The organism is Pseudomonas sp. D4002 (genome assembly GCF_013385665.1).
Classification (GTDB): domain Bacteria; phylum Pseudomonadota; class Gammaproteobacteria; order Pseudomonadales; family Pseudomonadaceae; genus Aquipseudomonas.
On sequence record NZ_JACAPN010000024.1, the window covers coordinates 372,491 to 398,710 of the forward strand.

At 61.6% G+C, this 26,220-nt stretch carries 22 protein-coding genes; 10 read left to right on the top strand and 12 right to left on the bottom strand.

What is annotated here, in order from left to right:
* Nucleotides 1-13: 13 nt before the first annotated feature.
* The 3 genes from ligB to HX824_RS19015 form a co-directional block, all read right to left on the bottom strand.
* On the bottom strand, nucleotides 14-1,699 hold the full coding sequence (gene ligB / locus HX824_RS19005; RefSeq protein WP_256347032.1) for an NAD-dependent DNA ligase LigB: 1,686 nt from the start codon (nucleotides 1,697-1,699) through the stop codon (nucleotides 14-16).
* A gap of 143 nt (nucleotides 1,700-1,842) precedes the next feature.
* Nucleotides 1,843-3,033 (bottom strand): methionine adenosyltransferase, encoded by a 1,191-nt coding sequence (gene metK / locus HX824_RS19010; RefSeq protein ID WP_003216863.1) that lies wholly within the window; start codon nucleotides 3,031-3,033, stop codon nucleotides 1,843-1,845.
* Between the two features lie 19 nt (nucleotides 3,034-3,052).
* Nucleotides 3,053-4,048 carry a metalloregulator ArsR/SmtB family transcription factor gene (locus HX824_RS19015; protein ID WP_003216864.1) on the bottom strand — a complete coding sequence of 332 codons (996 nt, stop codon included), beginning with the start codon at nucleotides 4,046-4,048 and terminating at the stop codon, nucleotides 3,053-3,055.
* A gap of 249 nt (nucleotides 4,049-4,297) precedes the next feature.
* Here HX824_RS19015 and tkt point away from each other — a divergent pair, with 249 nt between their 5' ends.
* From tkt to fba, 6 genes are all read left to right on the top strand, one after another.
* Nucleotides 4,298-6,295, top strand: a complete 1,998-nt coding sequence (tkt, locus tag HX824_RS19020) for a transketolase (protein WP_087693225.1) — start codon at nucleotides 4,298-4,300, stop codon at nucleotides 6,293-6,295.
* Nucleotides 6,296-6,504: 209 nt separating this feature from the next.
* Nucleotides 6,505-7,554, top strand: coding sequence for an erythrose-4-phosphate dehydrogenase (gene epd / locus HX824_RS19025; protein WP_008434077.1), 1,050 nt, complete (start codon nucleotides 6,505-6,507; stop codon nucleotides 7,552-7,554).
* A 19-nt stretch (nucleotides 7,555-7,573) separates the two neighbouring features.
* Nucleotides 7,574-8,737: a phosphoglycerate kinase gene (locus HX824_RS19030; RefSeq protein ID WP_003216867.1), complete on the top strand. Its 1,164-nt coding sequence runs from the start codon at nucleotides 7,574-7,576 to the stop codon at nucleotides 8,735-8,737.
* Nucleotides 8,738-8,766: 29 nt separating this feature from the next.
* Nucleotides 8,767-8,994 carry a hypothetical protein gene (locus HX824_RS19035; RefSeq protein ID WP_008434073.1) on the top strand — a complete coding sequence of 76 codons (228 nt, stop codon included), beginning with the start codon at nucleotides 8,767-8,769 and terminating at the stop codon, nucleotides 8,992-8,994.
* Between the two features lie 60 nt (nucleotides 8,995-9,054).
* On the top strand, nucleotides 9,055-9,408 hold the full coding sequence (locus tag HX824_RS19040) for an MliC family protein (protein WP_177054930.1): 354 nt from the start codon (nucleotides 9,055-9,057) through the stop codon (nucleotides 9,406-9,408).
* 197 nt (nucleotides 9,409-9,605) lie between these two features.
* Nucleotides 9,606-10,670 (top strand): class II fructose-bisphosphate aldolase, encoded by a 1,065-nt coding sequence (fba, locus tag HX824_RS19045; RefSeq protein ID WP_003177554.1) that lies wholly within the window; start codon nucleotides 9,606-9,608, stop codon nucleotides 10,668-10,670.
* A 59-nt stretch (nucleotides 10,671-10,729) separates the two neighbouring features.
* On the opposite strand, the gene HX824_RS19050 is transcribed toward fba, so the two are convergent.
* The 3 genes from HX824_RS19050 to HX824_RS19060 form a co-directional block, all read right to left on the bottom strand.
* A complete protein-coding gene (locus HX824_RS19050) occupies nucleotides 10,730-11,023 on the bottom strand; it encodes a hypothetical protein (protein WP_008434070.1) in 294 nt (97 codons plus the stop codon).
* A gap of 423 nt (nucleotides 11,024-11,446) precedes the next feature.
* The gene (alr, locus tag HX824_RS19055; protein WP_177054931.1) at nucleotides 11,447-12,676 is read right to left on the bottom strand and encodes an alanine racemase; all 1,230 of its coding nucleotides are present in this window, start codon (nucleotides 12,674-12,676) and stop codon (nucleotides 11,447-11,449) included.
* A 141-nt stretch (nucleotides 12,677-12,817) separates the two neighbouring features.
* Nucleotides 12,818-13,483 carry a polysaccharide lyase family 7 protein gene (locus HX824_RS19060; RefSeq protein ID WP_177054932.1) on the bottom strand — a complete coding sequence of 222 codons (666 nt, stop codon included), beginning with the start codon at nucleotides 13,481-13,483 and terminating at the stop codon, nucleotides 12,818-12,820.
* 308 nt (nucleotides 13,484-13,791) lie between these two features.
* On the opposite strand from HX824_RS19060, the gene HX824_RS19065 reads away from it, so the two are divergent.
* Genes HX824_RS19065 through HX824_RS19075 form a run of 3 tightly spaced genes read left to right on the top strand, consistent with a single transcriptional unit; the run spans nucleotide 13,792 to nucleotide 16,763 of the window.
* Nucleotides 13,792-15,903, top strand: coding sequence for a bifunctional diguanylate cyclase/phosphodiesterase (locus HX824_RS19065; RefSeq protein WP_087693222.1), 2,112 nt, complete (start codon nucleotides 13,792-13,794; stop codon nucleotides 15,901-15,903).
* Nucleotides 15,904-15,946: 43 nt separating this feature from the next.
* Nucleotides 15,947-16,447, top strand: coding sequence for a M48 family metallopeptidase (locus tag HX824_RS19070; protein WP_177054933.1), 501 nt, complete (start codon nucleotides 15,947-15,949; stop codon nucleotides 16,445-16,447).
* A 19-nt stretch (nucleotides 16,448-16,466) separates the two neighbouring features.
* Entirely contained in the window at nucleotides 16,467-16,763 is a 297-nt protein-coding gene (locus HX824_RS19075; protein ID WP_008434063.1) for a helix-turn-helix domain-containing protein, read from the top strand.
* A gap of 115 nt (nucleotides 16,764-16,878) precedes the next feature.
* Here the strand turns inward: HX824_RS19075 and HX824_RS19080 are convergent, their stop codons facing one another.
* On the bottom strand, nucleotides 16,879-17,331 hold the full coding sequence (locus tag HX824_RS19080) for a GNAT family N-acetyltransferase (protein ID WP_003216885.1): 453 nt from the start codon (nucleotides 17,329-17,331) through the stop codon (nucleotides 16,879-16,881).
* Between the two features lie 220 nt (nucleotides 17,332-17,551).
* On the opposite strand from HX824_RS19080, the gene HX824_RS19085 reads away from it, so the two are divergent.
* Nucleotides 17,552-18,289: an ABC transporter substrate-binding protein gene (locus HX824_RS19085; RefSeq protein ID WP_177054934.1), complete on the top strand. Its 738-nt coding sequence runs from the start codon at nucleotides 17,552-17,554 to the stop codon at nucleotides 18,287-18,289.
* 104 nt (nucleotides 18,290-18,393) lie between these two features.
* Here the strand turns inward: HX824_RS19085 and yccS are convergent, their stop codons facing one another.
* From yccS to HX824_RS19110, 5 genes are all read right to left on the bottom strand, one after another.
* Nucleotides 18,394-20,577: a YccS family putative transporter gene (gene yccS, locus HX824_RS19090; RefSeq protein ID WP_003216889.1), complete on the bottom strand. Its 2,184-nt coding sequence runs from the start codon at nucleotides 20,575-20,577 to the stop codon at nucleotides 18,394-18,396.
* A 234-nt stretch (nucleotides 20,578-20,811) separates the two neighbouring features.
* Nucleotides 20,812-21,990 (bottom strand): NAD(P)/FAD-dependent oxidoreductase, encoded by a 1,179-nt coding sequence (locus tag HX824_RS19095; protein WP_008434057.1) that lies wholly within the window; start codon nucleotides 21,988-21,990, stop codon nucleotides 20,812-20,814.
* A gap of 160 nt (nucleotides 21,991-22,150) precedes the next feature.
* Nucleotides 22,151-23,488 carry an ATP-dependent RNA helicase DbpA gene (gene dbpA, locus HX824_RS19100; RefSeq protein ID WP_236260841.1) on the bottom strand — a complete coding sequence of 446 codons (1,338 nt, stop codon included), beginning with the start codon at nucleotides 23,486-23,488 and terminating at the stop codon, nucleotides 22,151-22,153.
* Between the two features lie 130 nt (nucleotides 23,489-23,618).
* Entirely contained in the window at nucleotides 23,619-25,046 is a 1,428-nt protein-coding gene (mdtD, locus tag HX824_RS19105) for a multidrug transporter subunit MdtD (protein ID WP_003216894.1), read from the bottom strand.
* A gap of 36 nt (nucleotides 25,047-25,082) precedes the next feature.
* A complete protein-coding gene (locus HX824_RS19110) occupies nucleotides 25,083-25,973 on the bottom strand; it encodes an alpha/beta fold hydrolase (protein WP_177054935.1) in 891 nt (296 codons plus the stop codon).
* Nucleotides 25,974-26,220: the final 247 nt, after the last annotated feature.

Genomic DNA, 26,220 nt, shown 5'->3' on the forward strand with positions numbered 1-26,220 from the left:
CGTCGGGCAGAGGTCAAAAACCATCTATCCCGGCAGCCCGTAATGTTTCACTCAAGGCCAGCACCTGCGGGTCGCGAAAAAAGGCGCTCAGTTGCGCCGCGCGACCCGGGCCTATGCCGTCTTCGGCCAGCCAGGCTTGAGTGTCTCTGGCGGCCAGGGTTTGCCAGCCGCCTTGTAGATTGTTGCGGGCCGTGGGCGGTACTCCCAGGGCCATCAGCCATTGCGCGAACGGTCGCTGCCGGGCGCTGCGCAAGCTGTCGAGTAAACGCGCACTGCTGCGTTCGCCGAAGCCATCAATGTTAGCAAGCTCTGCCTCATCCAGGGTTAACCAATCGAGCAGGCCGTCGATCAGGCCGGCCTGGATCAAGGTGTTCCAGGTTTCGCGGCCGATGTGTGGCAGGGCCAGGCCCTGGGCGCCGCTCAGCCAGGTCAGGCGCGCGAGCAGCTGTTCTTCGCAACCCGGGGCCAGTTGCCAGCAACTCAAGGGGTGGAAGTCCCTGGCCTGCGGGACCTGCAACTCGGCCCGTGGCTGGCTGCGCAGGATGACGCGGTCAAGGCGGGGGATGACGTGCCCGGCGAGGCTGATGGAGACCTGGTCGCCAGTACGGATATCCAGTTCCCGCCAGCGTTTCAGGGAACCGACACTGACCCGGCTGATCTTCCGGTCATCGAGCAGTACCGGTTCCAACTCCAGGATGGAGGTGATGCGCCCGGTGCGGCCAATCTTGAAGTGCACCTTGCGCACATGGGCCAATGCCTTGGCCACCGGGTACTTCCAGGCAACCGCCCAGTAGGGCGCGCTGACCCGCCAGCGCTCGGCCGGGGCCCGCTGGCCTTGATGCAATACCACGCCGTCGCTGGCGAAGGGCAGCGGGTGGCTGTACCAATAGCTGCGCCAGTGCGCCGCTTCGGTAATGTCCTTGATCGGGTGGCTGTAGCGCCCGCTGTCGGTGAAGCCCCATTGCGCCAGTTGGCTCAGCCGCTCGGAAAAGTCATCAGGGCCCTGGGGCCAGGCCCAGACAAACAGACCGATATTGGCGGCCTCGGCGTCGCTCAACTGCCGGCGATTCATCAGCCCGGCCACTTTGCCGCGGGCGCCGAGGCCACCTTTGGCAGCTTGCACATGGTCATTCAGTCGCCAATAGAGTTCGCCCTGCAACAGCAGGTCAACGGGCTCGGGCAGTTGCTGCACGATCCCCGGAATCCGGCGGGCGGAGGCTGACCAATCCTGGCCCAGCCGGCCATCGCCGCGACTGATGACCCGGCTCAACCGGCCCTTGCGGTAAACCAGCGTGACGGCGACGCCATCGACCTTGGGCTGGATCCACACGTCCTGGCGAGTCCCCAGCCAGGTTTGCACGGCGTTATCGTCCAGCAGTTTTTCCAGGCCGGTGTGGGGCGTCGGGTGGGCGGTCGTGCCCCGCGAGCTGCCCAGCGGGTCGTCCGTGACTGGGGCGGAGGGAGTGAAACACCTGCGCCATTGGGCAAGGCGCTGGCTGGCCTGGTCATACAGCTCATCGCTGATCAATGACTGGCCGAGCCGGTGGTAGCTGTCATCCCACAAGCGGATTTGTTGCGCCAGGGTGCTGATCTGGGCCCGGGCGTGATCGGCCTCCCAGTCGGGGCACGCCTGCGACCACGCAGTGAGCGGCGAGAAGCTGAGTAAAAGGAAAAACAGCCAGCGCATAAGTGACGTCATCATGAGCATCCTTGCTCTGAAAAGGGCGCCCAGCCTAAGCCATCCCTGCGGGCATAAAAAAGCCCCGCAATCGCGAGGCTTTTTACCCGATGTTTCTGCTCGCTTGAACAGAACGCCGGGGCTTTGTGTACACCGTAGGACGATTACAGGCCGGCGGCAGTACGCAAGTCGTTGGCACGGTCGGTCTTTTCCCAGGTGAACGTAGTGAACGTGTCGTTGCCGACAGTCTTCTGCTCAGGGGTACGACCGAAGTGGCCGTAGGCCGCAGTTTCCTGGTACATCGGGTGCAGCAGGTCGAGCATGGTGGTGATTGCGTAAGGACGCAGGTCGAAGATCTCACGCACCAGCTTGACGATCTTGTCGTCGCTGATCTTGCCGGTACCGAAGGTGTTCAGCGAGATCGACGTAGGCTGGGCCACACCGATTGCGTAGGACACTTGAATCTCGCAACGCTCGGCCAGGCCGGCGGCCACGATGTTCTTGGCCACGTAACGACCGGCGTAGGCCGCCGAACGGTCAACCTTGGATGGATCCTTGCCGGAGAACGCGCCACCGCCGTGACGGGCCATGCCGCCGTAGCTGTCGACGATGATCTTGCGACCGGTCAGGCCGCAGTCGCCCACCGGGCCACCGATGATGAACTGGCCGGTCGGGTTGATGTGGAACTGGGTGTCCTTGGTCAGCAGTTCGGCAGGCAGCACGTGCTTGACGATCAGCTCCATGACGCCTTCGCGCAGGTCGGCGTAGGAAACGTCCGGGTTGTGCTGGGTCGACAGTACCACCGCGTCGATGGCGACGACTTTGCCGCCTTCATAACGGCAGGTCACCTGGGACTTGGCGTCCGGGCGCAGCCATGGCAATGCACCGGATTTACGGGCTTCGGCCTGGCGCTTCACCAACTGGTGGGAGAAGGTGATCGGTGCCGGCATCAGCACGTCGGTTTCGTTGCTGGCATAGCCGAACATCAGGCCCTGGTCGCCGGCGCCCTGATCTTCAGGCTTGGCACGGTCGACACCCTGGTTGATGTCAGGGGACTGCTTGCCGATGATGTTCATCACGCCGCAGGTCGCACCGTCGAAGCCGACGTCGGAGCTGTTGTAGCCGATGTCGATGATCACATCACGCACGATCTGCTCCAGGTCTACCCAGGCAGAGGTGGTGACTTCGCCGGCGATGATCGCCACGCCCGTTTTCACCAGAGTCTCGCACGCCACTCGGGCGAACTTGTCTTCAGCGATGATGGCGTCCAGCACCGCGTCAGAGATCTGGTCGGCGATTTTGTCCGGATGCCCTTCAGACACGGACTCGGAGGTGAAAAGGGAGTATTCGCTCATCTCGATGTTTTCCTGATATTTACCGATGGTGAGTGTCGCCAGCCGGCCGCTGAAAATGGCGGACCTGAATCTGGAAACCATTACGTAAACCTACATAGAGGCTTTCCCCGGGAACGAGTCCCGCAGCGGTGGCCCAACGGGCCAGATCGTCCTGTTCAAAACCCAGCCAGAGATCACCGCAGGCTTCCCTGGCCCAACTCTGGTTGTGGCTGCATAAATCCGTGACCAACAGGCTGCCGCCTGGTTGCAGCAAATTTGCCATCTGCCTGAGGGCGTCTGCCGGGGCGGCGAAATGGTGCAGGACCATGTTCAGCACCACGCAATCGGCCCGCAGGCTGGTGTCATTCAGGGCGTCCGCCAACTGCAGGTGGACATTGCCCAGCGCTTCGCGCTCACACAATTGGCGGGCCAGCTCCAGCATCGCCGGGCTGTTGTCCAGCGCCGTGACCTGATGAAAGCGCCGCGCCAGCTCCGGCAGGAAGCCGCCATCACCCGGGCCCACTTCGACCGCCGTAGCCTCATCACTGAAGCTCAGCTTGTCCAAAAGTGCCAGCACGCTTTCGCGGTATTGCGCCAAGCCGGCGATCAGATCCTGCTGGGCGCGAAACTTCTCGGCTACCCGTGAGAAAAAGTCCTGGCTGGCGGCAGCACGTTGCCCGTGCACCTGGCTGATGCGCGACTGCACGTCAGCCGGCAGCGCCAGGCTGTCTATTTCTTCGAGCAGCGCGGCGTGCAGCTTGCCGCCCAGTTGCTCGGTGTGGGGCAGGGCGCGACGGTAAAAAATCGCATTGCCCTCGCGGCGGGTCGCCACCAGGTCGGCCTGGGCCAGTACCTTCAAGTGGTGGCTCATGCCGGATTGGCCGATGGCGAAGATCTGCGCCAGCTCCAGCACCCCGAACGAATCGTTGGTCAGCGCGCGCAACACATTCAGGCGCAACGGATCGCCACCGGCCTTGCACAGGGCCGCCAGCTCGTCGCTGTCGTCGGGTCGAATGGAAGGTGCGCTCAGGTTCATAAGGCCAGCAGTCTAGTGACGGTGGGAAAACCCCGCAAGGGCAATATCAAAAAGTTTTGATATTGGTCGATAATCGGTGGTTATAAGCAGCCGCTATAACCCATGGACGAAGCGGTAAACGGTTTCTCCAGTCAATCCGCAGGAAAAACACCCCCAAGTGACTATCTGTCATTGCCCCGAGGGCCGTGGCTGAGGGAAAATGCCGATCCTTTTTTCCGTTTCTTTTATTCAACCTCCAGGAGATCAGCGATGCCCAGCCGTCGTGAGCGTGCCAACGCCATTCGTGCCCTCAGCATGGATGCCGTGCAAAAAGCCAACAGCGGCCATCCCGGTGCCCCGATGGGCATGGCGGATATCGCCGAGGTACTTTGGCGTGACTACCTGAAACACAACCCGAGCAACCCATCGTTCGCCGACCGTGACCGGTTCATCCTGTCCAACGGCCACGGCTCGATGCTGATCTACTCGTTGCTGCACCTGACCGGCTACGACGTCACCATCGACGACCTGAAAAACTTCCGCCAGATCCACAGCCGCACCCCGGGCCACCCGGAATACGGCTACACCCCTGGCGTTGAGACCACCACCGGTCCACTGGGCCAGGGCCTGGCCAACGCCGTGGGTTTTGCCCTGGCTGAAAAAGTGCTGGCTGCGCAGTTCAACCGCCCGAACCACAACATTGTCGACCACCACACCTACGTGTTCCTCGGTGATGGCTGCATGATGGAAGGCATTTCCCACGAAGTCGCCTCCCTGGCCGGTACCCTGGGCCTGGGCAAACTGATCGCCTTCTACGATGACAACGGCATCTCCATCGACGGCGAAGTCGAAGGCTGGTTCACCGACGACACACCGAAGCGTTTCGAAGCCTACAACTGGCAGGTGATCCGCAATGTCGACGGTCATGACCCGGAAGAAATCAAGATTGCGATCGAGACGGCCCGCAAAAGCGAGCAGCCGACCCTGATCTGCTGCAAGACCACCATCGGCTTCGGTTCGCCGAACAAGCAAGGCAAGGAAGACTGCCACGGCGCCCCACTGGGTGACGCGGAAATCGCCCTGACCCGCGCTGCGCTGAAGTGGAACCACGGCCCGTTCGAAATCCCGGCTGACATCTACGCCGAGTGGAACGCCAAGGAAGCCGGCCTGGCGGTCGAAGCCGAGTGGGACCAGCGTTTCGCGGCCTACTCCGCCGAATTCCCTGAGTTGGCCAACGAACTGGTTCGCCGCCTGGCCGGTGACCTGCCTGCCGACTTCGCTGAAAAGGCCTCGGCCTACATCGCCGAAGTGGCGGCCAAGGGCGAAACCATCGCCAGCCGTAAAGCCAGCCAGAACACCCTGAACGCGTTCGGCCCGCTGCTGCCTGAGTTCCTCGGCGGTTCGGCTGACCTGGCCGGTTCCAACCTGACCCTGTGGAAAGGTTGCAAAGGTGTCTCGGCGGAAGACGCCAGCGGCAACTACATGTACTACGGCGTGCGCGAGTTCGGCATGAGCGCCATCATGAACGGCGTTGCCCTGCACGGCGGCCTGGTGCCTTACGGCGCGACCTTCCTGATGTTCATGGAATACGCCCGCAACGCCGTACGCATGGCGTCGTTGATGAAAAAGCGTGTGATCTTCGTCTACACCCACGACTCCATCGGCCTGGGCGAAGACGGCCCGACGCACCAGCCGGTCGAGCAATTGACCAGCCTGCGCACCACGCCGAACCTCGATACCTGGCGCCCATCGGACGCAGTCGAGTCGGCTGTGGCCTGGAAGCACGCAATCGAGCGCAAGGACGGCCCTTCGGCGCTGATCTTCTCCCGTCAGAACCTGCAGCACCAAACCCGCGACGCGGCGCAGATCGAAGGCATCAGCCGTGGTGGCTACGTGCTGAAAGACTGCATCGGCGAGCCGGAGCTGATCCTGATCTCCACCGGTTCGGAAGTGGGCCTGGCGGTTCAGGCGTACGACAAGCTGACGGCCGCCGGTCGTAACGTGCGTGTGGTTTCGATGCCGTGCACCAGCGTCTTCGAAGCCCAGGACGCCGACTACAAGCAATCGGTGTTGCCGTTGCAGGTCAGCGCACGTATCGCCATCGAAGCGGCTCACGCCGACTACTGGTACAAGTACGTGGGCCTGGAAGGTCGCGTGATCGGCATGACCACCTACGGTGAGTCGGCGCCGGCGCCAGCGTTGTTCGAAGAGTTCGGTTTCACCCTGGAAAACATCCTGGGTCAGGCTGAAGAGCTGCTGGAAGACTAAAGCGCGTCCCCTTGTAGGAGCGAGCTTGTTGTGGCGAGGGAGCTTGCTCCCGCTGGGCTGCGAAGCGGCCCCAAGCCGTGCGATCGAGATGTGTCAGATACACCTCGTCAGCCGGTCTGGGAGTGCTTCGCACTCCAGCGGGAGCAAGCTCCCTCGCCACACAAGCGAGTTCCTGCAAAGGTTTGTGTCGCCCACAATGCGAGAACCCCATGCCTCAACCGCGTCCCTACAAAGTTGCACTCAACGGCTACGGCCGGATTGGTCGTTGCGTCTTGCGTGCTCTGTTCGAGCGAGGGCCGGCGGCCGGGTTTGAAATTGTCGCGATCAACGATCTGGCGGACATGGCCAGCATCGAATACCTGACACGCTTTGACTCCACCCACGGCCGGTTCCCCGGCGAAGTGCGGGTCGAGGACGATTGTCTGCATATTAATGGCAACTGCGTGAAGGTCCTGCGCAGTGCCACCCCTGAGGGCATCGACTGGGCGGCGCTGGACGTCGACCTGGTGCTGGAATGCTCCGGTGCCTATCACACCCGTGCCGACGGCCAGCGGTTTCTCGACGCCGGCGCACCACGGGTCCTGTTTTCCCAGCCGATGGCCAGCGAGGCGGATGTCGACGCCACCATCGTCTACGGCGTGAACCAGGATTGCCTGACCGGTGCCGAATTGCTGGTGTCCAACGCCTCCTGCACCACCAACTGCGGCGTGCCGCTGTTGCGCCTGCTGGACCAGGCGATTGGCCTGGAATACGTGTCGATCACCACCATTCACTCGGCAATGAACGATCAGCCGGTGATTGACGCTTACCACCATGAAGACCTGCGCCGTACGCGTTCGGCGTTTCAGTCGGTGATTCCGGTGTCCACCGGCCTGGCGCGCGGTATCGAGCGACTGTTGCCGGAACTTGCCGGGCGAATCCAGGCCAAAGCCGTACGGGTACCGACGGTGAATGTGTCTTGCCTGGACATCACCATGCAAACCGTCAGCGACACCGACGCCGGCGAAGTCAACCGGATCCTGCGCGACGCCGCCACCAGCGGCCCGCTCAAAGGCCTGTTGGCCTACACCGAGTTGCCGCACGCCAGCTGTGATTTCAACCACGACCCGCATTCGGCCATCGTCGATGCCAGCCAGACCCGCGTTTCCGGCCCACGGCTGGTGAACATCCTGGCTTGGTTCGACAACGAATGGGGTTTTGCCAACCGAATGCTGGACGTTGCAGAACACTATCTGCAAACAGCCTCTCCACAACTTTAGCTCTCAGGAATTGCCCCCCATGACCGTGTTGAAGATGACCGACCTCGATCTGCAAGGTAAGCGCGTACTGATCCGCGAAGACCTCAACGTCCCAGTCAAGGACGGTGTTGTCACCAGCGATGCGCGAATCCTGGCCTCGCTGCCGACCATCAAGCTGGCCCTGGAAAAAGGTGCGGCCGTGATGGTCTGCTCCCACTTGGGTCGTCCGACCGAAGGTGAATTCTCGGCAGAAAACAGCCTCAAGCCTGTAGCTGAATATTTGAGCAAGGCCCTGGGCCGCGACGTGCCGCTGGTAGCCGACTACCTGAACGGTGTGGACGTGAAGGCTGGCGACATCGTGCTGTTCGAAAACGTGCGCTTCAACAAGGGCGAGAAAAAGAACAGCGACGAACTGGCCCAGCAATACGCTGCCCTGTGCGACGTGTTCGTGATGGACGCTTTCGGTACTGCTCACCGTGCCGAGGGTTCGACCCATGGCGTGGCCAAGTTTGCCAAAGTTGCCGCAGCTGGCCCGTTGCTGGCGGCTGAACTGGACGCACTGGGCAAGGCCCTCGGCGCTCCGGCCCAACCGATGGCCGCCATCGTTGCCGGCTCCAAGGTGTCCACCAAGCTCGACGTGCTGAACAGCCTGAGCCAGATCTGCAACCAGCTGATCGTCGGCGGCGGCATTGCCAACACGTTCCTGGCGGCTGCCGGTCACCCGGTGGGCAAATCGCTGTACGAGCCGGACCTGCTGGACACTGCCCGCGCCATTGCCGCCAAGGTCAGCGTGCCGCTGCCGGTAGACGTGGTGGTGGCCAAGGAATTCGCTGAAAGCGCCGAAGCCACCGTCAAGCTGATCGCTGACGTTGCCGCTGACGACATGATCCTGGACATCGGCCCGCAAACGGCAGCCAACTTCGCTGAACTGCTGAAGTCGTCCAAGACCATCCTGTGGAACGGCCCGGTCGGCGTGTTCGAGTTCGACCAGTTCGGCAACGGCACCAAAGTGCTGGCCCACGCCATCGCTGAAAGCTCGGCATTTTCCATCGCTGGCGGTGGCGACACCCTGGCGGCCATCGATAAATATGGCGTTGCTGACCAGATCTCCTACATTTCTACGGGGGGTGGTGCGTTCCTCGAATTCGTTGAAGGCAAGGTACTGCCGGCTGTCGAAGTGCTGGAAAGCCGGGCCAAGGGATAAGGCACTTGCTGAGGAAAAGGAGCATTCCGATGATCAGGTCGTTGGCACTGGTGATTGCAGCGGGCCTGCTGGCCGGCTGCGGCAGCACGCCGAAAGCGGCGCCCGAGTCTGAAAAGGCCGGGGCGGCTCGGCAAAAGAGTTGCTATCAGGCTGACTGGCAAGCCGAAACCATGCCGGTGATCAACAAGCGCATCGGGCCGGACGGGTTGGAGAAATACGACTCTGCGCCCAACGGTCAGGAACAGGGTTGCCCTTGACGGGTCTGATTCACTAACCGACAGCCGCGGTGGCCGCAGGTCGCCGCTTGAGGATTGGCAATGAAAGGCGTTTTCGCCCTGGCGGCACTGGCGGCACTGGCGGCACTGGCGTTATTGGCCGGATGCACCAACCTGAACATGTTCGACAAGAAGGCAGAGCCGGCAGACAAGTGGACCACCTGGACGTGTGACAGCCAGGCGCAAGTCAACTGGCGGTTTGCCGACCAGGCCCGCACCCAGGTGGATGTGCGCCTCGGCGGCTCGGACCAGGTGTATCGCCTCAAGCAGGATGTGGCGGCCTCGGGCGTGCTGTACAGCGACGGCCAGTTGGCGTTTCACACAAAAGGTGAGGAAGGCCTGGTTTACTGGGTTGCCACCGATGATTTGATCGGGCGTGGCTGTAAAGCGCAATAACACGCCGCGATCACCTGTAGGAGCCGGCTTGCCGGCGATAGCGTCAGCCGCCATCGCCGGCAAGCCGGCTCCTGCAGACAGGTTTAACGATTAAGCAGGGCAGGCTTTGAAAGCCTGACCTTCAATAACTTGAATAGCAGCCGCCGCTACGGCAGGCTTGCACGATTAACGACCCTCGACCGGGAGAGAGACTTACAATGGCACTTATCAGCATGCGCCAGATGTTGGACCACGCAGCCGAATTCGGCTATGGCGTTCCAGCCTTCAACGTCAACAACCTTGAGCAGATGCGCGCCATCATGGAAGCCGCTGACAAGACTGACTCTCCAGTGATCGTCCAGGCTTCGGCCGGCGCGCGCAAATACGCCGGTGCCCCGTTCCTGCGTCACCTGATCCTCGCCGCGATCGAAGAATTCCCGCACATCCCGGTGTGCATGCACCAGGACCACGGCACCAGCCCTGACGTGTGCCAGCGCTCCATCCAGCTGGGCTTCAGCTCGGTAATGATGGACGGTTCCCTGGGCGAAGACGGCAAGACCCCGACCGACTACGAATACAACGTACGCGTCACCCAACAAACCGTGGCCATGGCTCACGCCTGTGGCGTTTCGGTTGAAGGCGAGCTGGGCTGCCTGGGTTCCCTCGAAACCGGCATGGCCGGTGAAGAAGACGGTATCGGCGCCGAAGGCGTACTGGATCACAGCCAAATGCTGACCGATCCGGAAGAAGCCGCCGACTTCGTGAAAAAGACCCAAGTTGACGCCCTGGCCATCGCCATCGGCACCAGCCACGGCGCCTACAAATTCACCAAGCCACCTACCGGCGACGTGTTGGCCATCGACCGCATCAAGGAAATCCACAAGCGCATCCCGAACACCCACCTGGTGATGCACGGTTCTTCCTCGGTACCGCAAGAGTGGCTGGCGATCATCAACCAGTACGGCGGCGACATCAAAGAAACCTACGGCGTGCCGGTTGAAGAAATCGTCGAAGGCATCAAGTACGGCGTGCGCAAGGTCAACATCGACACCGACCTGCGCCTGGCCTCCACCGGTGCGATGCGTCGCCTGATGGCCACCAACCCGAGCGAATTTGACCCACGTAAATTCTTCGGCGCTACCGTGACTGCCATGCGTGATGTATGTATCGCACGTTACGAAGCCTTCGGTACTGCGGGCAACGCTTCGAAGATCAAGCCGATCTCGTTGGAAGCGATGTACCAGCGTTATTTGAAAGGTGAGTTGAACGCCAAGGTTAACTAAGCCTTACGCGTTAATGAAAAGCCCGCAGCGATGCGGGCTTTTTTGTGGCTGAAATTTGATCAGGCGGCTGCGGGGGTGTCGAAGCCGCGGTATTCGATGACGCGGAATACGTCGCTTACGTCCTGCACCAGGATGCGGGCGGTGTTGGCTACGTGGTTCAGGTCACGCTCCGCAAAATCGGGCAGGCTGGAGCAGGCCATCAGGTTGAGGTGTTCGAGGGCGGCGTTGAGGCGTTCACGCAGGCAGGCGTGCAGGTCCGTGAGTGGTGCATCGCTGTCGATCAATAGCACGGGGTATTCGGTGGCTGTTTCGGTGCAAGGGGTGAAACGGCGGGGTGGGAGTTGTGGCTTCATGGCAAATCCTTAACTCAAAAGAAAATTGGCCACCGTTTGCTGCGAAACAAATAGGGTGGCAGCTGTACGCGGGTTCGCAGACCGAGGAGTTAAGACCCGGCAGACCCGAAGGTCTCCCACGTACAACCGCCATAAAAAGCCGAGCATTGGCAGGACTGCCTATGTCGTATTTTGACGGGTACGGTATTAACTCTGTAGGGCTGCGAAACCCTATCGCCGTTCAATGCCGGCGACGGGGCGAACTATAAGCGGCGCTCCGGTTCACCGCAACGGCCCTGTAGGACACAGAACCCCTGTGGGAGCCGGGCAAGTCGAATCGTCGCACCGCCAGCTCCCACAGGGATACGTGTTGGTTAAGCGCTTGTGTTAATCACCGAATGATCCTTGGGTCCATAGGACAGTGCCTACGAGATGTGAGGAGACTTAGTTCTCCACCAGCACCTTCGGATTCGAGTTACCCCACACCGTATACAGATCCGCCAGCAACGCACCGTTGATGTCTTCAACCTCCGCCTGGCTGGTCTCCACCGCGCCCTGCTTGCCGAACAACACCACTTCATCGCCGCTCTTCACGGTCGGCACGTCGGTGACATCGACCATCAGGGTGTTCATCGACACCTTGCCCACCACCGGCACCCGGTGCCCGTTGATCAGCACGATGCCTTTGTTGGTAAACGCCCGGCGATAGCCGTCGGAATAACCCACGGTGATGTTCGCCAGTTTCGAATCCCGCGCCAGGGTGTAGGTGCGGTCGTAGCCTACGGTGTTGCCTTTCGGGTAGCTGTTGACCGACGCCACGTGGGATTTGAACTGCATCACGCGCTTGTATTCGGTGAACGACGGTACGGTATCGCCAAACAGCAGGCCGCCCGGACGAAACATGTCCAGCCGCGACTCGGGCACTTCCAGGGTGGCGAAGGAGTTGGCGGCGTGCAGGGTGATTTTGCTGCGGTCGAGCTGGGCGACGTTGATCAGCCAGTTGGCTTGTTCGTTGAACGCCTTGAGGCCGGTGCGCACGTCGGCGGCGTCTTCGACGGCGAAGTGGGTCATGATCGCCGTCACCTGCAGGTTTGGCACCTTGGTAATGGCTACGGCGTCGCGGCGGCCCTGGGCGGTGGTCATTTCCACACCGTTGCGGCTCATGCCGCTGGAGTTCAGGCCCAGGTGCACGACCAGTGGGCGGCCGTGGTTTTCGGCGATCAGGCTGGCGCGCACGGCGAAGTCCAGATTGCCCACCAGCTCTTCGACGTTATACGGCAAAGCAGCTTCCAGCTCGCTCAGGGCGGCGGTGCGTACGCGGATCAGTTGGCCCTTGAAGCCGCTTTCACGGACCACGCGGGCTTCTTCGTTGCTGGCGATGCCGACGCAGGGCACGCCCAGTTTGATCACCGAGGGCATCAGTAAACCGATGCCGTGACCGTAGGCGTCCGCCTTGAGCACGGCGCAGATTTTCGACTTGTCAGCGAGGCTGGCTTGCAGGGTGCGGATATTGTTTTCGAAGGCGACCTTGTTGATTTCGACCCAGGCGTTGCTGTCCTGGATATTGACCTGGGCCACCCCGTCGGCCATCGAGAGGGGCGGGGCGGCGAAGGCCGGGTTTTGCAGCAGTGCCATGCCCATAGAGAGGGCGAGCAGGGTGCGGGAAAAGGGCATTGGGCAGTCTCCATGACTTTCTTGTAGGGGGTAGTGCGCGTGCGCGGCGCCATACTCGGATTGTCCTACAAGAAAGTCGAGACCCTGGGTCGCGGTTCTGTCCTAAAGCGTCGTGGGACCGGTCGCTGAAGCGAATCAGCTTCAGTCGTGATCAATGTCCAGCTTGGCAAACGTCACGCGGGCGCCTTCCTTGCTGTTGCCACTGTTGTCCTGCACGTAGGCGCCGGCCTTGAAGTACAGCGGCTGTTTGCCCCACGCAGCACCGATGCGTTCGTTCCACTGCCCGTTGGCGGCGTCGACGCTTAGCAGGCCGGCCTTGTTCAGGTGGATGACGTAGGTGAAGTCGCGTTCCAGCGGTACGTTCTCGGCGACGATGATCACCCGGCCTTCCGACTCGTCAGGGCGCATGCGCACCTTGGCGACGATGTTGCCGGTCTGGGTTTTTTCCTTGTATTGGTATTCGACCTTGATCAGTGGCTTCTGGCTTTCGTAGGCGTGGATTTGACCGATCACCACCTTGCCGGAGGACGGCACCTTGTTGACCGCCAACGTGGCACGCAGGAAATTGTCGGCGTCGCTGTACAGCCAGTTGCGCAGGCGGCCGTCGGCGTAGGTTTCCCGCAGTTCGCTGCGAGGGTAAACAGCGTTCTCGGTACGCGTGCCGGTTACCGGGGTCCAGAATTGCACGCTGCTGCCTTCGGCCTGGAAGTATTGGTCCTTGAACCCGCTGAGCAGTTTCGGCGTGTCGATGGTCGAGGGCGGGGAGCCGACGGGGATGCTCAGGTTCCAGGTGGACAGATCAATCATTGAATACGCCTTTAACGGGGAAAGAAGGCCTTGGCTCGGGAGCCGGCACTTTCTTTATAGGTGGCTCGAAATGGATTGTTAATGGCTTTGTGGCGGATTGTTGGCGCCAATGAAATGTCAAAAAGCCATGTTTCCCGTAAACCGCGGGCTGTAGACACTGACCGTTAGTCGGTTGTCTGGGCTTTGGCGCAATGATGGCACCGTCGTGGCTTCTGCTTTATGGGATCCAGGGCTAGAGTGAGCCCTTATTGTTTATCCGGTTTTGTCGCAAAAATGACCGGAATGACTCCGACGAAAGAGAAGCAGCAATGGAATGCGCTCCAATCAAGCCTCGCGATGGTTGTTCAGTGCTTTTGGTGGTCGATGACTATCCCGAAAACCTGATCAGCATGCGTGCGCTATTGCAGCGTGAAGATTGGCATGTGGTGACGGCGGCCTCCGGGGTTGAAGCCTTGGGATTGCTGCTCGAACACGACGTCGACCTGGTGTTGCTGGATGTGATGATGCCCGGCATGGACGGGTTCGAGGTGGCCCGGCTGATGCGCGGCAGCCAGCGCACGCAACTGACCCCGATCATCTTTCTCAGCGCTCACGCCCAATCGCCGGCGGCGATGCTGGAAGGCTATGCCAGCGGCGCGATCGACTACCTGCTGAAACCCTTCGACCCGAATATCCTCAAGCCCAAGGTCCAGGCCCTGCTGGAGCACCAGCGCAACCGCCGTGCCTTGCAGCGCCTGAGTCACGATCTGGAATCGGCCCGGGCCTTCAATGCCTCGGTGCTCGACAATGCCGCCGAAGGCATCCTGGTGGTGGGCGAAGACGGCGTGATCAGCTACGCCAACCCGGCGATTTCGCGGCTGATCAATGCGCCGGTCGCTGAGATCCAGGGTGCCGAGTTCCTGGGCTTCCTACAGAAGCCCCATGTGCCTGGGTGGTCCGATTCTGCCTTGTATGAAGGCTACAAACGTGGCGAAACCTGGCGCCTGCACGACGCCATCTTGCGCACCGCACCCGGCCAGCAGTTGCCCGTGGCGATGTCGTGCGCCCCGCTACCGGCCGAGCAGAAAGCCATGGTGGTCACGGTGCTGGACATGTCCGAGGTGCGCCATCTGCATCAGCAACTGGAGTTCCAGGCCGTCACCGACCCGCTGACGGGCCTGCTCAATCGGCGTGGGTTTCACCAGTCGGTGGAGAATGTGCTGTTGCGCAGTGAGCGTAACGAGCAGTCGCTGGTGCTGCTGTACCTGGACCTGGACGGGTTCAAGCGGGTCAACGATTCCCTCGGCCACGACGCCGGAGACCGCGTGCTGCGCTGGGTCTCGGAACAGTTGAAGGCGTGCCTGCGCTCCTACGACATTCTTGGCCGCATGGGCGGGGATGAATTCACCGCGCTGCTGGAGCTGGAATTTCCGGAGCAGGCGGCCAAGATTGCGGAAAAACTGATCGAACGGGTGTCGATCTGTCAGCAGGTCGACGGTCTGGATGTGATGCTGGGCGTCAGTATCGGCATTGCCACTTTCCCGGACTGCGGCTCGGACCTCAACGGCCTGCTGCGCGCGGCGGACGTCGCGATGTACGAGGCCAAGCGCGCCGGGCGTCAGCAATATCGCTACTACGACCAGGAAATGAACGGCCGGGCCCGCTCGCGCCTGATGCTCGAAGACAGCGTACGCAGCGCCATCGACAGCAAGGATTTCACCCTGGTGTACCAGCCGCAGGTGTCGTTGCACGACGGCCATCTGCGGGGCGTCGAAGCGCTGCTGCGCTGGCAGCACCCGAGTGTCGGCGATGTGCCGCCGGGGCTGTTTCTGCCGTTGCTCGAAGAGGCGCGGCTGATCAGCCAGTTGAGCACCTGGATCTACCAGCAGGTGGCCGCCCAGCGGCAGGCATGGGCAGGGGTGTTCAGCGATGAGTTGGTCCTGAGCGTGAGCTTGAGCAGCAGCCAGTTCAATATGCCGAACCTGGCCAGCCAGCTGCAGCAGGTGCTGGAGCGACATGGGTTGCAAGGCCGGCAGCTTGAGGTGGAGATCAGTGAAGAAAGCCTGATGCACAATCTGGATGAGTCCACCAAGCAGCTCAAGCTGTTGCGCCGGGCCGGCGTGCGGATTGCCCTGGATGATTTCGGCGCGGGCAACTGCTCCCTGGCCCACCTGCGGGACCTGGAATTCGACACCCTCAAGCTCGACCCGAAGCTGATCGCCCGCCTGCCGGGTTCATCCCGGGACGCGGCGATGGCGCGCAGCATTATCGAATTGTGCCGGCATTTTGATCTGCTGGTGATTGCCGAAGGCGTCGAGACCCAGGAGCAAGTTGAGTGGCTCAAGGCCAACGGCTGCCAGTTCATCCAGGGCCCGCAGGTGGCGCCGCCGTTGATCGCGGATGAAATTGCCGACTGGCGCCTGCGCGCAGCGGCCCGCTGAATTCGCTACACTGGCGCCCATTCAAATACCCGTTGTTGACCCCATGACCGCGCTGAAATACCTCCAGGCCTACCCCCCAGCATTGCAGGAGCAAGTGCGCCAGTTGATTGCCAAGGACCAACTCGGCGACTACCTGACCCAGCGCTACCCCGAACGGCATGGCGTGCAGAGCGACAAAGCGCTGTACAACTACGCCCAGGCCCTGAGGCAGGAACATCTGCGCAACGCCCCGGCCATCGACAAGGTGTTGTTCGACAACCGCCTGGACCTGACCCACCGCGCCCTCGGCCTGCACACCACCATCTCCCGGGTGCAGGGTGGCAACCTCAAGTCGAAGAAAGAAATCCGTATCGCCTCGCTGTTCAAGGAAGCCGCGCCGGAATTTCTGCGCATGATCGTGGTACACGAACTGGCGCACTTCAAGGAATCGGACCACAACAAGGCGTTCTACAAACTCTGTGAATACATGTTGCCGGGCTACCATCAGGTGGAATTCGACCTGCGGGTGTACCTGACCTGGCGGGACCTGCAGGGCAAGCCCTGACCTTCAAAGGCGATCGAGCATGGATGTGAGCAAGACCAAAAGCAGCTTCTACCGGCGCCTGTATGTGGCGTACCTGATTGATAGCCAGCTGGCCAGCAGCGTCCCGGCACTGACCGAGGTGACGGGCATGCCCCGGCGTACTGCACAGGACACGATTGCGGCGTTGGCGGACCTGGATATTGTGTGTGAGTTTGAACAGGAAGACGGGGCCCGCAATCATGCCGGGCGCTATCGGATTCGTGATTGGGGCGCGATTGATCGGCGCTGGATCGAGGCGAACCTGGCGAGCATTAAACAGGTGTTGGGTTACCCCTGAAAGCTTGGGGTGACCGGGCTGACGCCTTCGCGAGCAAGCCCGCTCCCACATTCGACCGCATTCCAAAGGTGGAACTCGGTCAAATGTGGGAGCGGGCTTGCTCGCGAAGAGGCCCTCATGCCCGACGCATGCCTATATGTGGAATGTCATCCTCCAGGTATTCCTCACCCGCCACCACAAACCCGTACCGCCCGTAATACCCCTGCAAATGCGCCTGGGCCGACAGATAGATCGGCACGTCGGGCCACTGTTTCTCCGCCTGCCTGAGGGCCTCATCCATCATCTGGTGGCCCAGCCCGGTACCCCGCGCGCTCGGCGCAACGATCACCCGGCCGATCACCACATCACCACCCTGTGATTCGGGATCCAGCAGGCGCAGGTAGGCCTGCAGTTGACCATCATCCCAGGCCATCAGGTGATGGGTGTCACCGTCCAGGTCCTGGCCGTCGATGTCCTGGTACACGCATTTCTGCTCGACCACGAAGACCTCCGAGCGCAGGCGCAAAATGGCGTACAGCTGCTCCTTGCCCAGGTCACTGTGGTGTTTGCAGACCCATTCGACTGTCATGGTGTTCTCTCGGCTGATTGTCTGGTCAGGATAGTAAGCGCGCGGGAGGCGGGTGTCTAAATTGCGGTTTTTTTGTGAGTGAGATCAATTTGCCATCATTCTCTGCGTGCGACGCTGCCGTCTTTGTGTAATCTGCAGTACAGGCTCATTGATGAGCTACTGTTAAATCCTCGGGTTGCCCCAGAGGTCAGGCCATAGAATGCCCGCCAAGGACTTGAGCATGCCGCGATTTTCTCGTGCCGTTGCTTTGATCGGTTTGTTGTTGCTGGCCCAGGCGGTGGCGGCAGAACGCTTGCGACTGGTGGCGGATGCCTGGCCGCCGTTCACTGACGCCACCCTGGTCAATGGTGGTTTGGCCACCGACATCGTGACCACCGCCCTGGCCCGTGCCGGCTATGCCAGTGAGTTTGAACAGGTGCCCTGGGCCCGCGCCCTGATGGGTGTGGGCGATGGGCGTTACGACGTATTGGTGAACGCCTGGTACGACGATGCGCGTACTCAGCTGGGGCAGTTTTCCGGCGAATACCTGCTCAACCGGGTGCTGTTTCTCAAGCGCCGCGACGATACCATCGACTACCAGAACCTGGAGCAGTTGCACGACTACCCCGTCGCGGTGGTACGTGGCTATGCCTATTCAGCGGCGTTCGATGCCGATCCGCAATTGCAGAAAGTCCCGGTGCATAACTTCGCCATGGCCGTGCGCATGCTGGCGGCGCAGCGGGTGCGGCTGACGCTGGAGGACGAATTCGTCGCCCGCTACTACCTGGCTCGGGAGTCCGCCACTGTGCGCAACGCGGTGGAGTTTTTGCCGGTGCCGCTGAGCGAAAACAGCCTGCACATTCTGGTTAGCCTGAAAAATCCTCAGCATCAGCAGATTGTTGCCGGGTTTGATCGGGAGATTGCCAGGATGAAAGTGGATGGCAGTTATGCGCGGTTGATGAAGCAGCACGGGATGTAGTGAGGCTAATGGCCCCTTCGCGAGCAAGCCCGCTCCCACATTCGACCGCATTCCAAAGGTGGAACTCGGCCGAATGTGGGAGCGGGCTTGCTCGCGAAGAGGGTTCAGGCTTCGCTGGTATCTTTGATCAGGTGAGCCGCCAACGTGCGCAACGGCCCCAGTTGCCGGCAGATCAGCGCCAATTGCGTCTGCACCAGCCGCTGCCCTTCATCAATCTCATCCGGCATCTGCTCCAGATCCACTGCCAAGGCTTCCTCGGCATCACTCTGAATCGCAATTGGCTGCTTGTTCGCCAGCCCGGTGGCGATCTCGTCGATGCTCGCCGCCAGCGTCTTCCCGGCGCCTTCGATCAAGTGCTCGCGCACTTCCGCCGGCAGTTGGGTTTCCCTGTGGGCGCCCAGCCCCGACAGGTAGCTGAGCAGCGTGTGGGACAGCACCAGGAACCTGAACCCCACGTCCGCTTCCTTACGGAAATGCCCCGGCTCCATCAGCATGTTCGCCAGAGTGGTGGACAGCGCGGCGTCGGCGTTGTGGGCATTGCGCCGGGCGAGGCGGTAAGCCAGGTCGTCGCTTTTGCCCGCGGCGTACTGCTGCATGATCTGGCGCAGGTAGATGCTGTTGCAGGTCAGGGTATTGGCCAGCACCTTGTTCAGGCGCCGGCCCTGCCAGTCCGGCAGGAACAGGAACACCGCCAGCCCGGCGATCAGGCTGCCGAGCAAGGTATCGAACAGCCGTGGCAGGAACAGCCCGTAGCCGTCGCCCACCTGGTTGAAGCAGAACAGCACCATCAGCGTGATCGCAGCGGTCGCCAGGGTGTAGCGCGTGGTGCGGTTGATAAAGAACACCAGGCCCGCGGCGATGGCGAACATCGACTGGATCAGCGGGTTGGGGAACAGGTCGAACAGCGCCCAGGCGATGGTCAGGCCGATGGCTGTGCCGATGATCCGCTGGCCCAGCTTGCGCCGGGTGGCGCCGTAGTTTGGCTGGCACACGAACAGCGTGGTGAGGATGATCCAATAGCCTTGGGACGGGTGAATCAAGTGCACCATCCAGTAGCCGATACTCAGCGCCAGGGGCAGGCGCAGGGCATGGCGGAACAGCAACGAAGTCGGCGTCAACTGCGTGCGCAGGCGCGTCCACATTTCCTTGAGGTTGCGCGGTGCACGGTCCAGCAGGCTGCTGTCGGTGGCATCGGCCAGGCTGTCGGGGTTGGCGGCGTCGCCCAGCAGGCGGTCCAGGGTCGACAGGTTGGCCGCCAAGGCGCGCAGGGAGCGCAGCAGGCCGCGCCAGGCCGGGTTGCTCTGGATGCGCAGGTGTTCCAGGGAGGCGTTGAGGTCGCCCAGGGCTTCGGCGAAGCTGTCGTCATAAACGAACGGCTGGCGCATCTGGATCGATTCGGCCAGGGTCTGGCAGGCCTTGCCTTGCTGGCGCAACAGGCGCTGGCAGCGGAACAGCACGTCGCTGTGGAAGAAGGCTTCGGCGAGGGCGTTGTAAGGGTAGTGCGAGGAGCTGGCGCGCTCGTGGATGTCTTGGGCCAGGAAGTACAGCTTGAGGTAGCGGCTGACCTTGGAGCCCGGGCGACCATTGCCGACCCGGTGCAGGATGATCTCTTTGGCGGCGTTCAGTGCTGCCACCACCCGGCCGTTCTGCTGCGCCAGTTCCAGGCGCCGCGCTTCCACATCCAGTTGGCGGATCGGTTCGAACAGCGACGACTTGAGCTTGAGGTAACGCCCCAGCTCCCGAAACAGTCGCGCCAGGCTCTGCTGCACCGGCTGGTTGGAAAACAGCACCTGCCACAACACCGACAGCGCGCCATACCACGCGGCGCCGGCCACCAGCAGCAAGGGTTCATGCCAGAAGTCGGTGACGGCGCCACCGCGCTGGTCCACGCCGATCATGGTGTAGACCGAGAGAATCAGGGTGGCCGAAGCGATCGCCCCATAACGCTCGCCGAGGGCACCGAGCATGGTCAGGCCGAAGCTGGATAGAGCCAGGAAGATCGCGAAGATCCAGGGATAAGGGAAAAGCAGTTCGACGGACAGTGCCGCAGTGCTGAAGCACACCAGTGTCACGGCCAGGGCGTTGAGCCGGCCTTGCCAGTTGTCATCGGTCTCGGCCAGGGCGCTGGCAATAATGCCCAGGAACAGCGGGATCAGCAGCGCCATTTCATTCTGGTACCAGCACAGCGCCATGCTGCCGGTCAGGGCGATGAATACCCGTACGCTGTAACTGAACTTATCCAGTGCCCAAAGGCGCCGCATGGACTGCTTGAAGGAGGTCGATGACATGAAGTCTGGGGTCTTCCGGGACGATGCCGCTAAATTGAGCCAGTAATGACGCCACGGCAAGCGTGGCGATCACATCTGAGAGCAAAATTTATTCCAGTCATTACTTCCAAGCACACCACGAACCAAATGTGGGAGCGGGCTTGCTCGCGAAGGCGGTGTATCAGTCACTGATGTATTAGCTGACACTCCGCCTTCGCGAGCAAGCCCGCTCCCACATTTTTTTACCGCGTTCCGTCAGGCAAATTGGGCAGCGGCATAACCGGAGGCCCACGCCCACTGGAAATTGAACCCGCCCAGGTGACCGGTCACATCCAGCACTTCTCCGATGAAGTACAAACCAGGGCTTTTCAGGGATTCCATGGTCTTGGACGAGACTTCCCGGGTGTCCACGCCACCCAGGGTGACCTCGGCGGTGCGATAGCCTTCAGTACCCGCCGGCACCAGTTGCCAGCGCCCCAGTTTGCCGGCGATGTCGGCAATCTCGGCGTGGGTGTACTGCTTCATCGGCTTGGAAACGAACCAGGTTTCGGCCAGCAGGTTGGCCATCTTCTTGGTGAAGATCTCACCCAGCAGGGTTTTCAGCTCGCTGTTCGGGCGCTCCACCTGTTGCGCTTGCAGCCAGGTGTGGGCGTCGTGGTCGGGCAGCAGGTTGATTTCCACGGTGTCGCCGGGTTCCCAGTAGGAGGAAATCTGCAGGATCGCCGGCCCGCTCAGGCCGCGGTGGGTAAACAGGATGTTCTCGCGAAAGCTCTGGTCGTTGCAGCTCACCAGGCAATCCACGGACGTACCGGACAGCTCGCCGCACAATTCCTTGAGCTGGTCGGTGATGGTGAACGGCACCAGCCCGGCACGGGTTGGCAGCAGTTCATGGCCGAACTGCTTGGCCACTTGATAACCAAAGCCGGTGGCCCCCAGGGTCGGGATCGACAGCCCGCCGGTGGCGATCACCAGTGATTCGCAGCGCAACTCACCCAGGGTGGTTTGCAACTGATAGCCGCCATCGACCTTGGCAATCTCCTGCACCGAGGTGTCCAGGTGCATGCTCACGCCGACCTGGATGCACTCATCCAGCAGCATCCCGAGGATGTCGCTGGACTTGTTGTCGCAGAACAGCTGGCCGAGTTTCTTCTCGTGGTACGGCACGCCGTGCTTGGCCACCAGCGCGATGAAATCCCACTGGGTGTAGCGGGCCAGGGCGGACTTGCAGAAGTGCGCGTTGTGGGAGAGGAAGTTGGCAGGCTCCGTGTACATATTGGTGAAGTTGCAGCGGCCACCGCCGGACATCAGGATCTTTTTGCCGGCCTTGTTCGCGTGGTCGATCAACATCACCTTGCGCCCACGCCCGGCGGCGGTCAGCGCACACATCAAGCCTGCGGCGCCGGCGCCAATGATCACAACTTCGGTCGAGCGCACAGCCATGTCCTCATACAAATTCTGAATTGGAATACAGTCAAATGTGGGAGCGGGCTTGCTCGCGAATGCGCAGTGTCAGTCACCGAATCTGTCGACTGATATACCGCATTCGCGAGCAAGCCCGCTCCCACATTTTTGATCTCGGTATAGCTTGAGATCTTTACAGGATACGCACGCGCAACGAACGGCCTTTGATCTTGCCGTCATTCAAACGCTGCAGCGCCTGCTTGGCGATCCCGCGTTCCACGGCCACGAACGCCTGGAAATCAAAGATCGCGATCTTGCCGACCTGGGCCCCCGGAATCCCGGCTTCACCGGTCAGTGCGCCGAGGATGTCGCCCGGGCGAACCTTGTCTTTACGGCCGGCGGCAATGCACAGGGTGCTCATCACCGGCAGCAACGGGCCGCCGCTCTGAGGCTTGAGGTTGTCCAACTGGTCCCAGTTCAGCGGCGACTTCTGCAACTGCTCGATGGCCTGGGCGCGGTGGGCTTCAGACGGGGCAACCAGGCTGATAGCGATGCCAGTCTCACCCGCGCGACCGGTGCGGCCCACGCGGTGGATGTGGATTTCCGAGTCGCGGGCCAGTTCGACGTTGATCACCATGTCCAGTGCATCAATGTCCAGGCCACGGGCGGCAACGTCAGTGGCGACCAGTACCGAAGTACTGCGGTTGGCGAACATCGCCAGTACCTGGTCACGGTCGCGCTGTTCCAGGTCGCCATGCAGGCCAACGGCGGAGATGCCCTTGGCGGTCAGGTGATCCACGGTTTCCTGCACTTGCTGCTTGGTAAAGCAGAAGGCTACGCAGGACGCCGGGCGGAAATGCGCCAGGACCTTGGTCACCGCGTCCATGCGCTCTTCCGGGGAGATCTCGTAGAAGCGTTGCTCGATCTGGTCGTCCGAGTGGAACGCTTCAGCCTTGACCTGTTGCGGCGCGCGCATGAATTTCGAGGCCAGCTGCTTGATGCTCACCGGGTAGGTGGCCGAGAACAGCAGGGTCTGGCGGCGGGCCGGGGTCTTGCTGATGATGTCTTCGATGGCGTCGTAGAAGCCCATGTCGAGCATGCGGTCGGCTTCATCGAGGATCAGCGTGTTCAAGCCGTCCAAAACCAGCGAACCCTTGCGCAGGTGCTGCTGGATGCGGCCCGGGGTGCCGACGATGACGTGGGCGCCGTGCTCCAGGGAGGCGATCTGTGGGCCGAGGGACACGCCGCCGCACAGGGTCAGCACCTTGATGTTGTCTTCGGCGCGGGCCAGGCGACGGATTTCCTTGGCCACCTGGTCAGCCAGCTCGCGGGTCGGGCACATGACCAGTGCCTGGCAGCCGAAGTAGCGCGGGTTGATCGGGTTCAGCAGGCCGATGCCGAAGGCGGCGGTCTTGCCGCTGCCGGTCTTGGCCTGGGCAATCAGGTCCAGCCCTTTGAGGATCACCGGCAAGCTTTGCGCCTGGATCTGCGTCATCTCGACATAACCCAGCGAGTCGAGGTTAGCCAGCATGGCGGCGGACAGGGGCAAAGTATTAAAAGCGGTGGCGATGGTAGTCACGGGACTGGCTCTGCAAAACAAAATGTCGCGCAGTGTACCAGCCTCGTGGGATTTTCCCTGCAAGTTCTAGACGAGAAGCCTGTTAATGCTCAATGTCGTGCTCACGGCTGACCACGCGTTTGCCGTCTTTTGGCGACAATTGCAGGAAGATCGCCGCCGCCAGCATCGCCATGATGCCCACGGTGACGAAGGTCAACTGGAACGCCCCAAGCACCGTGTCGACCCCGTCGTTGCCCACTTCGGCGGTAAAACCACCCAGCAGCGCACCGGCGCAGGCCACCCCAAGGCTCAGGGACAACTGCGCCACCACCGACAGCAAACTGTTGCCGCTGCTGGCCTGGGCGTCGTCGAGGTCGATCAGGGTTACGGTGTTCATCGCGGTGAATTGCAGCGAGTTGATGGCCCCGAGGATCGCCAGCATGCTCAGCAGCAGCGGGTAGGGCGTGTGTTCGCTGACCAGGCCCATGCTCGCCAGCATGATGCCCAGCGCCAGGGTGTTGCCGGTCAGCACCACGCGGTAGCCCAGGCGCTCGATCAGCGGCCGGGCGATGGACTTGGCAAACATCGCCGCCGCCGCCAGGGGCAGCATGCTCATCCCGGCTTCGGACGGTGAGTAACCGAGCGCCACCTGCAGCAACAGCGGCACCAGGAACGGCAACGCGCCGCTGCCCAGGCGAGCGAACAGGTTGCCGAGGATGCCCACCGCAAAGGTCCGGGTCTTGAACAGCACCGGCGAGAACAGCGGGTTGTCGATATGCCCGGCGCGCAGCCAATACGCCGCCAGGCACGCGAGGCCGCCGAACAGCAGCAACATCACCCGCAGGTGCGGCAGGTGCAATTCGCCGAGGCCTTCCATGGCGATAGTGATCAGCACCATCGCCGCGCCGAACAGCAGGAAACCCACGCCGTCGAACCGCGTACGTTCGCTGCCGCGCAGGTCGGGGATGAATTTCCAGACGGCGTAGCAGCCGATGATGCCCACCGGCAGGTTGATCAGGAAGATCCAGTGCCAGGTCAGGTATTGCACCATCCAGCCGCCCATGGTCGGGCCGAGCAGTGGGCCGAGCAGCCCGGGAATGGTGATGAAACCCATGATCCGCACCAGCTCCGAGCGCGGGTAGGCGCGCAGCACCACCAGCCTGCCCACCGGCAACATCAAGGCACCGCCCAGGCCCTGGATCACCCGGGCGCCCACCAGCATGGTCAGCGTACTGGAGAGCGCGCAGAGCAACGAGCCAATGCTGAACAGCATGATCGCGCCGAAGAAAATCTTCTTGGTGCCGAAGCGGTCGGCGACCCAACCGGAGGCCGGGATCAGCAACGCCACGGTCAGCATGTAGGCGATCACCACGCCTTGCATGCGCAGCGGGTTCTCCGCCAGATCTCGGGCCATGGCCGGCAACGCAGTGTTGAGAATCGTCCCATCCAACGATTGCATGAAGAAGGCAATCGCTACCACCCAGGGTAGCCAGCGGGCGGTCTTGGCATCGAGAGGGGCGCGATTCGGCATGAGTTACCTTTTTGTTAGCAGCCTATGTGTCGGCGATTATGCGCCATCGGCAGCTCCTTTTCCCACTGGCGCTTCGTCTATATCTGACAACGCCACGTGTTTGCCCACCAGGAAATCAATCAGCGCCCGGTGCACGGCCAAGGCCGCTTCGCGGGATTCCAGGTCGAGCAAATGGCCGGTGTGCTCGGCGGTGGCGAAGCTGCTGCGGCCTACGTATTTCTTGAACAGTTGGGCTTCGTCTGCCGGGGTGTACTCGTCCAGCACGCCGTTGAGGAAGTGCACCGGGGTTTCGATCCGGGTCAGTTGCGGCAGGTAGTTGCCGTCACCCAGCGCCAGCACCTGATGGATATGGAAGCGTGCCTGGCGATACTCGGTGGTGGCCATGGTCGACAGGTGCCGGTGGTTGTTGCGCTTGAGCCGGGGCGACAGGTATTTGCCCACGGTTTCATTCAGCAGATGGCCGACGGCGGATTTGTCATCGGCCTCGATCAGCACGCGCACCCGCTCTACGTATTCGAGCATGGCCTGGTTGAGGTTGGGCGCCAGTGCCATCACCACCGAGCTTTCAATCGACGGCGGGTTATGCGCGAGGGTCAGCAGCGTGGAAATCCCGCCCCAAGAGGCGGACACCAAGTGGTTGACCTGAAAGCGTTCCACCAATGCCCGCAGGATCTGCACTTCATCGTCCTTGGTCACAAGGTCGAGGTCGGTGTTGTGCGGGCGTGAATAGCCGGAGAACGGCAGGTCGAACATCAGCACATTGAAGTGCTCGGACAGGCACTTGCTGGTGCGTGCAAACGAGCGGGTGGTGGACAGCGCGCCGTTGACCAACAGCAGGGTTTTCTTCTCTGGGTTGTTACCAAGCTGCTCTACGTGAACGTTGTAGTGCTTGAACAGCTTTTCAATGACAAAACTTCCATGGTTCATGTCAACGCTCCAGCTTGCCCTATCCCGGGCAAGGTCGTGCATCACTTGCGTGCAAGTGGGTTGAGGACGGCGGGGTGTTGTTTGAGTTTTTTTACCGCGCGGACGTGGCTAGGTGCCACCAACCTTTATAACGAGGTTTTTCGCGAGCGACAACTGGCCGGACGGCCAGGTGTCTGGAGTGGGGCTTTGAGGATGAACCGAATCAAAATGTGGAATGCGATCAACTGTGGGAGATTCTATGGTTGAG

Coding starts and splice junctions, on each gene's coding strand:
- ligB (WP_256347032.1), bottom strand. CDS start 1,699: ATGACGTCACTTATGCGCTGGCTGTTTTTCCTTTTACTCAGCTTCTCG.
- metK (WP_003216863.1), bottom strand. CDS start 3,033: ATGAGCGAATACTCCCTTTTCACCTCCGAGTCCGTGTCTGAAGGGCAT.
- HX824_RS19015 (WP_003216864.1), bottom strand. CDS start 4,048: ATGAACCTGAGCGCACCTTCCATTCGACCCGACGACAGCGACGAGCTG.
- tkt (WP_087693225.1), top strand. CDS start 4,298: ATGCCCAGCCGTCGTGAGCGTGCCAACGCCATTCGTGCCCTCAGCATG.
- epd (WP_008434077.1), top strand. CDS start 6,505: ATGCCTCAACCGCGTCCCTACAAAGTTGCACTCAACGGCTACGGCCGG.
- HX824_RS19030 (WP_003216867.1), top strand. CDS start 7,574: ATGACCGTGTTGAAGATGACCGACCTCGATCTGCAAGGTAAGCGCGTA.
- HX824_RS19035 (WP_008434073.1), top strand. CDS start 8,767: ATGATCAGGTCGTTGGCACTGGTGATTGCAGCGGGCCTGCTGGCCGGC.
- HX824_RS19040 (WP_177054930.1), top strand. CDS start 9,055: ATGAAAGGCGTTTTCGCCCTGGCGGCACTGGCGGCACTGGCGGCACTG.
- fba (WP_003177554.1), top strand. CDS start 9,606: ATGGCACTTATCAGCATGCGCCAGATGTTGGACCACGCAGCCGAATTC.
- HX824_RS19050 (WP_008434070.1), bottom strand. CDS start 11,023: ATGAAGCCACAACTCCCACCCCGCCGTTTCACCCCTTGCACCGAAACA.
- alr (WP_177054931.1), bottom strand. CDS start 12,676: ATGCCCTTTTCCCGCACCCTGCTCGCCCTCTCTATGGGCATGGCACTG.
- HX824_RS19060 (WP_177054932.1), bottom strand. CDS start 13,483: ATGATTGATCTGTCCACCTGGAACCTGAGCATCCCCGTCGGCTCCCCG.
- HX824_RS19065 (WP_087693222.1), top strand. CDS start 13,792: ATGGAATGCGCTCCAATCAAGCCTCGCGATGGTTGTTCAGTGCTTTTG.
- HX824_RS19070 (WP_177054933.1), top strand. CDS start 15,947: ATGACCGCGCTGAAATACCTCCAGGCCTACCCCCCAGCATTGCAGGAG.
- HX824_RS19075 (WP_008434063.1), top strand. CDS start 16,467: ATGGATGTGAGCAAGACCAAAAGCAGCTTCTACCGGCGCCTGTATGTG.
- HX824_RS19080 (WP_003216885.1), bottom strand. CDS start 17,331: ATGACAGTCGAATGGGTCTGCAAACACCACAGTGACCTGGGCAAGGAG.
- HX824_RS19085 (WP_177054934.1), top strand. CDS start 17,552: ATGCCGCGATTTTCTCGTGCCGTTGCTTTGATCGGTTTGTTGTTGCTG.
- yccS (WP_003216889.1), bottom strand. CDS start 20,577: ATGTCATCGACCTCCTTCAAGCAGTCCATGCGGCGCCTTTGGGCACTG.
- dbpA (WP_236260841.1), bottom strand. CDS start 23,488: ATGCTGGCTAACCTCGACTCGCTGGGTTATGTCGAGATGACGCAGATC.
- mdtD (WP_003216894.1), bottom strand. CDS start 25,046: ATGCCGAATCGCGCCCCTCTCGATGCCAAGACCGCCCGCTGGCTACCC.
- HX824_RS19110 (WP_177054935.1), bottom strand. CDS start 25,973: ATGAACCATGGAAGTTTTGTCATTGAAAAGCTGTTCAAGCACTACAAC.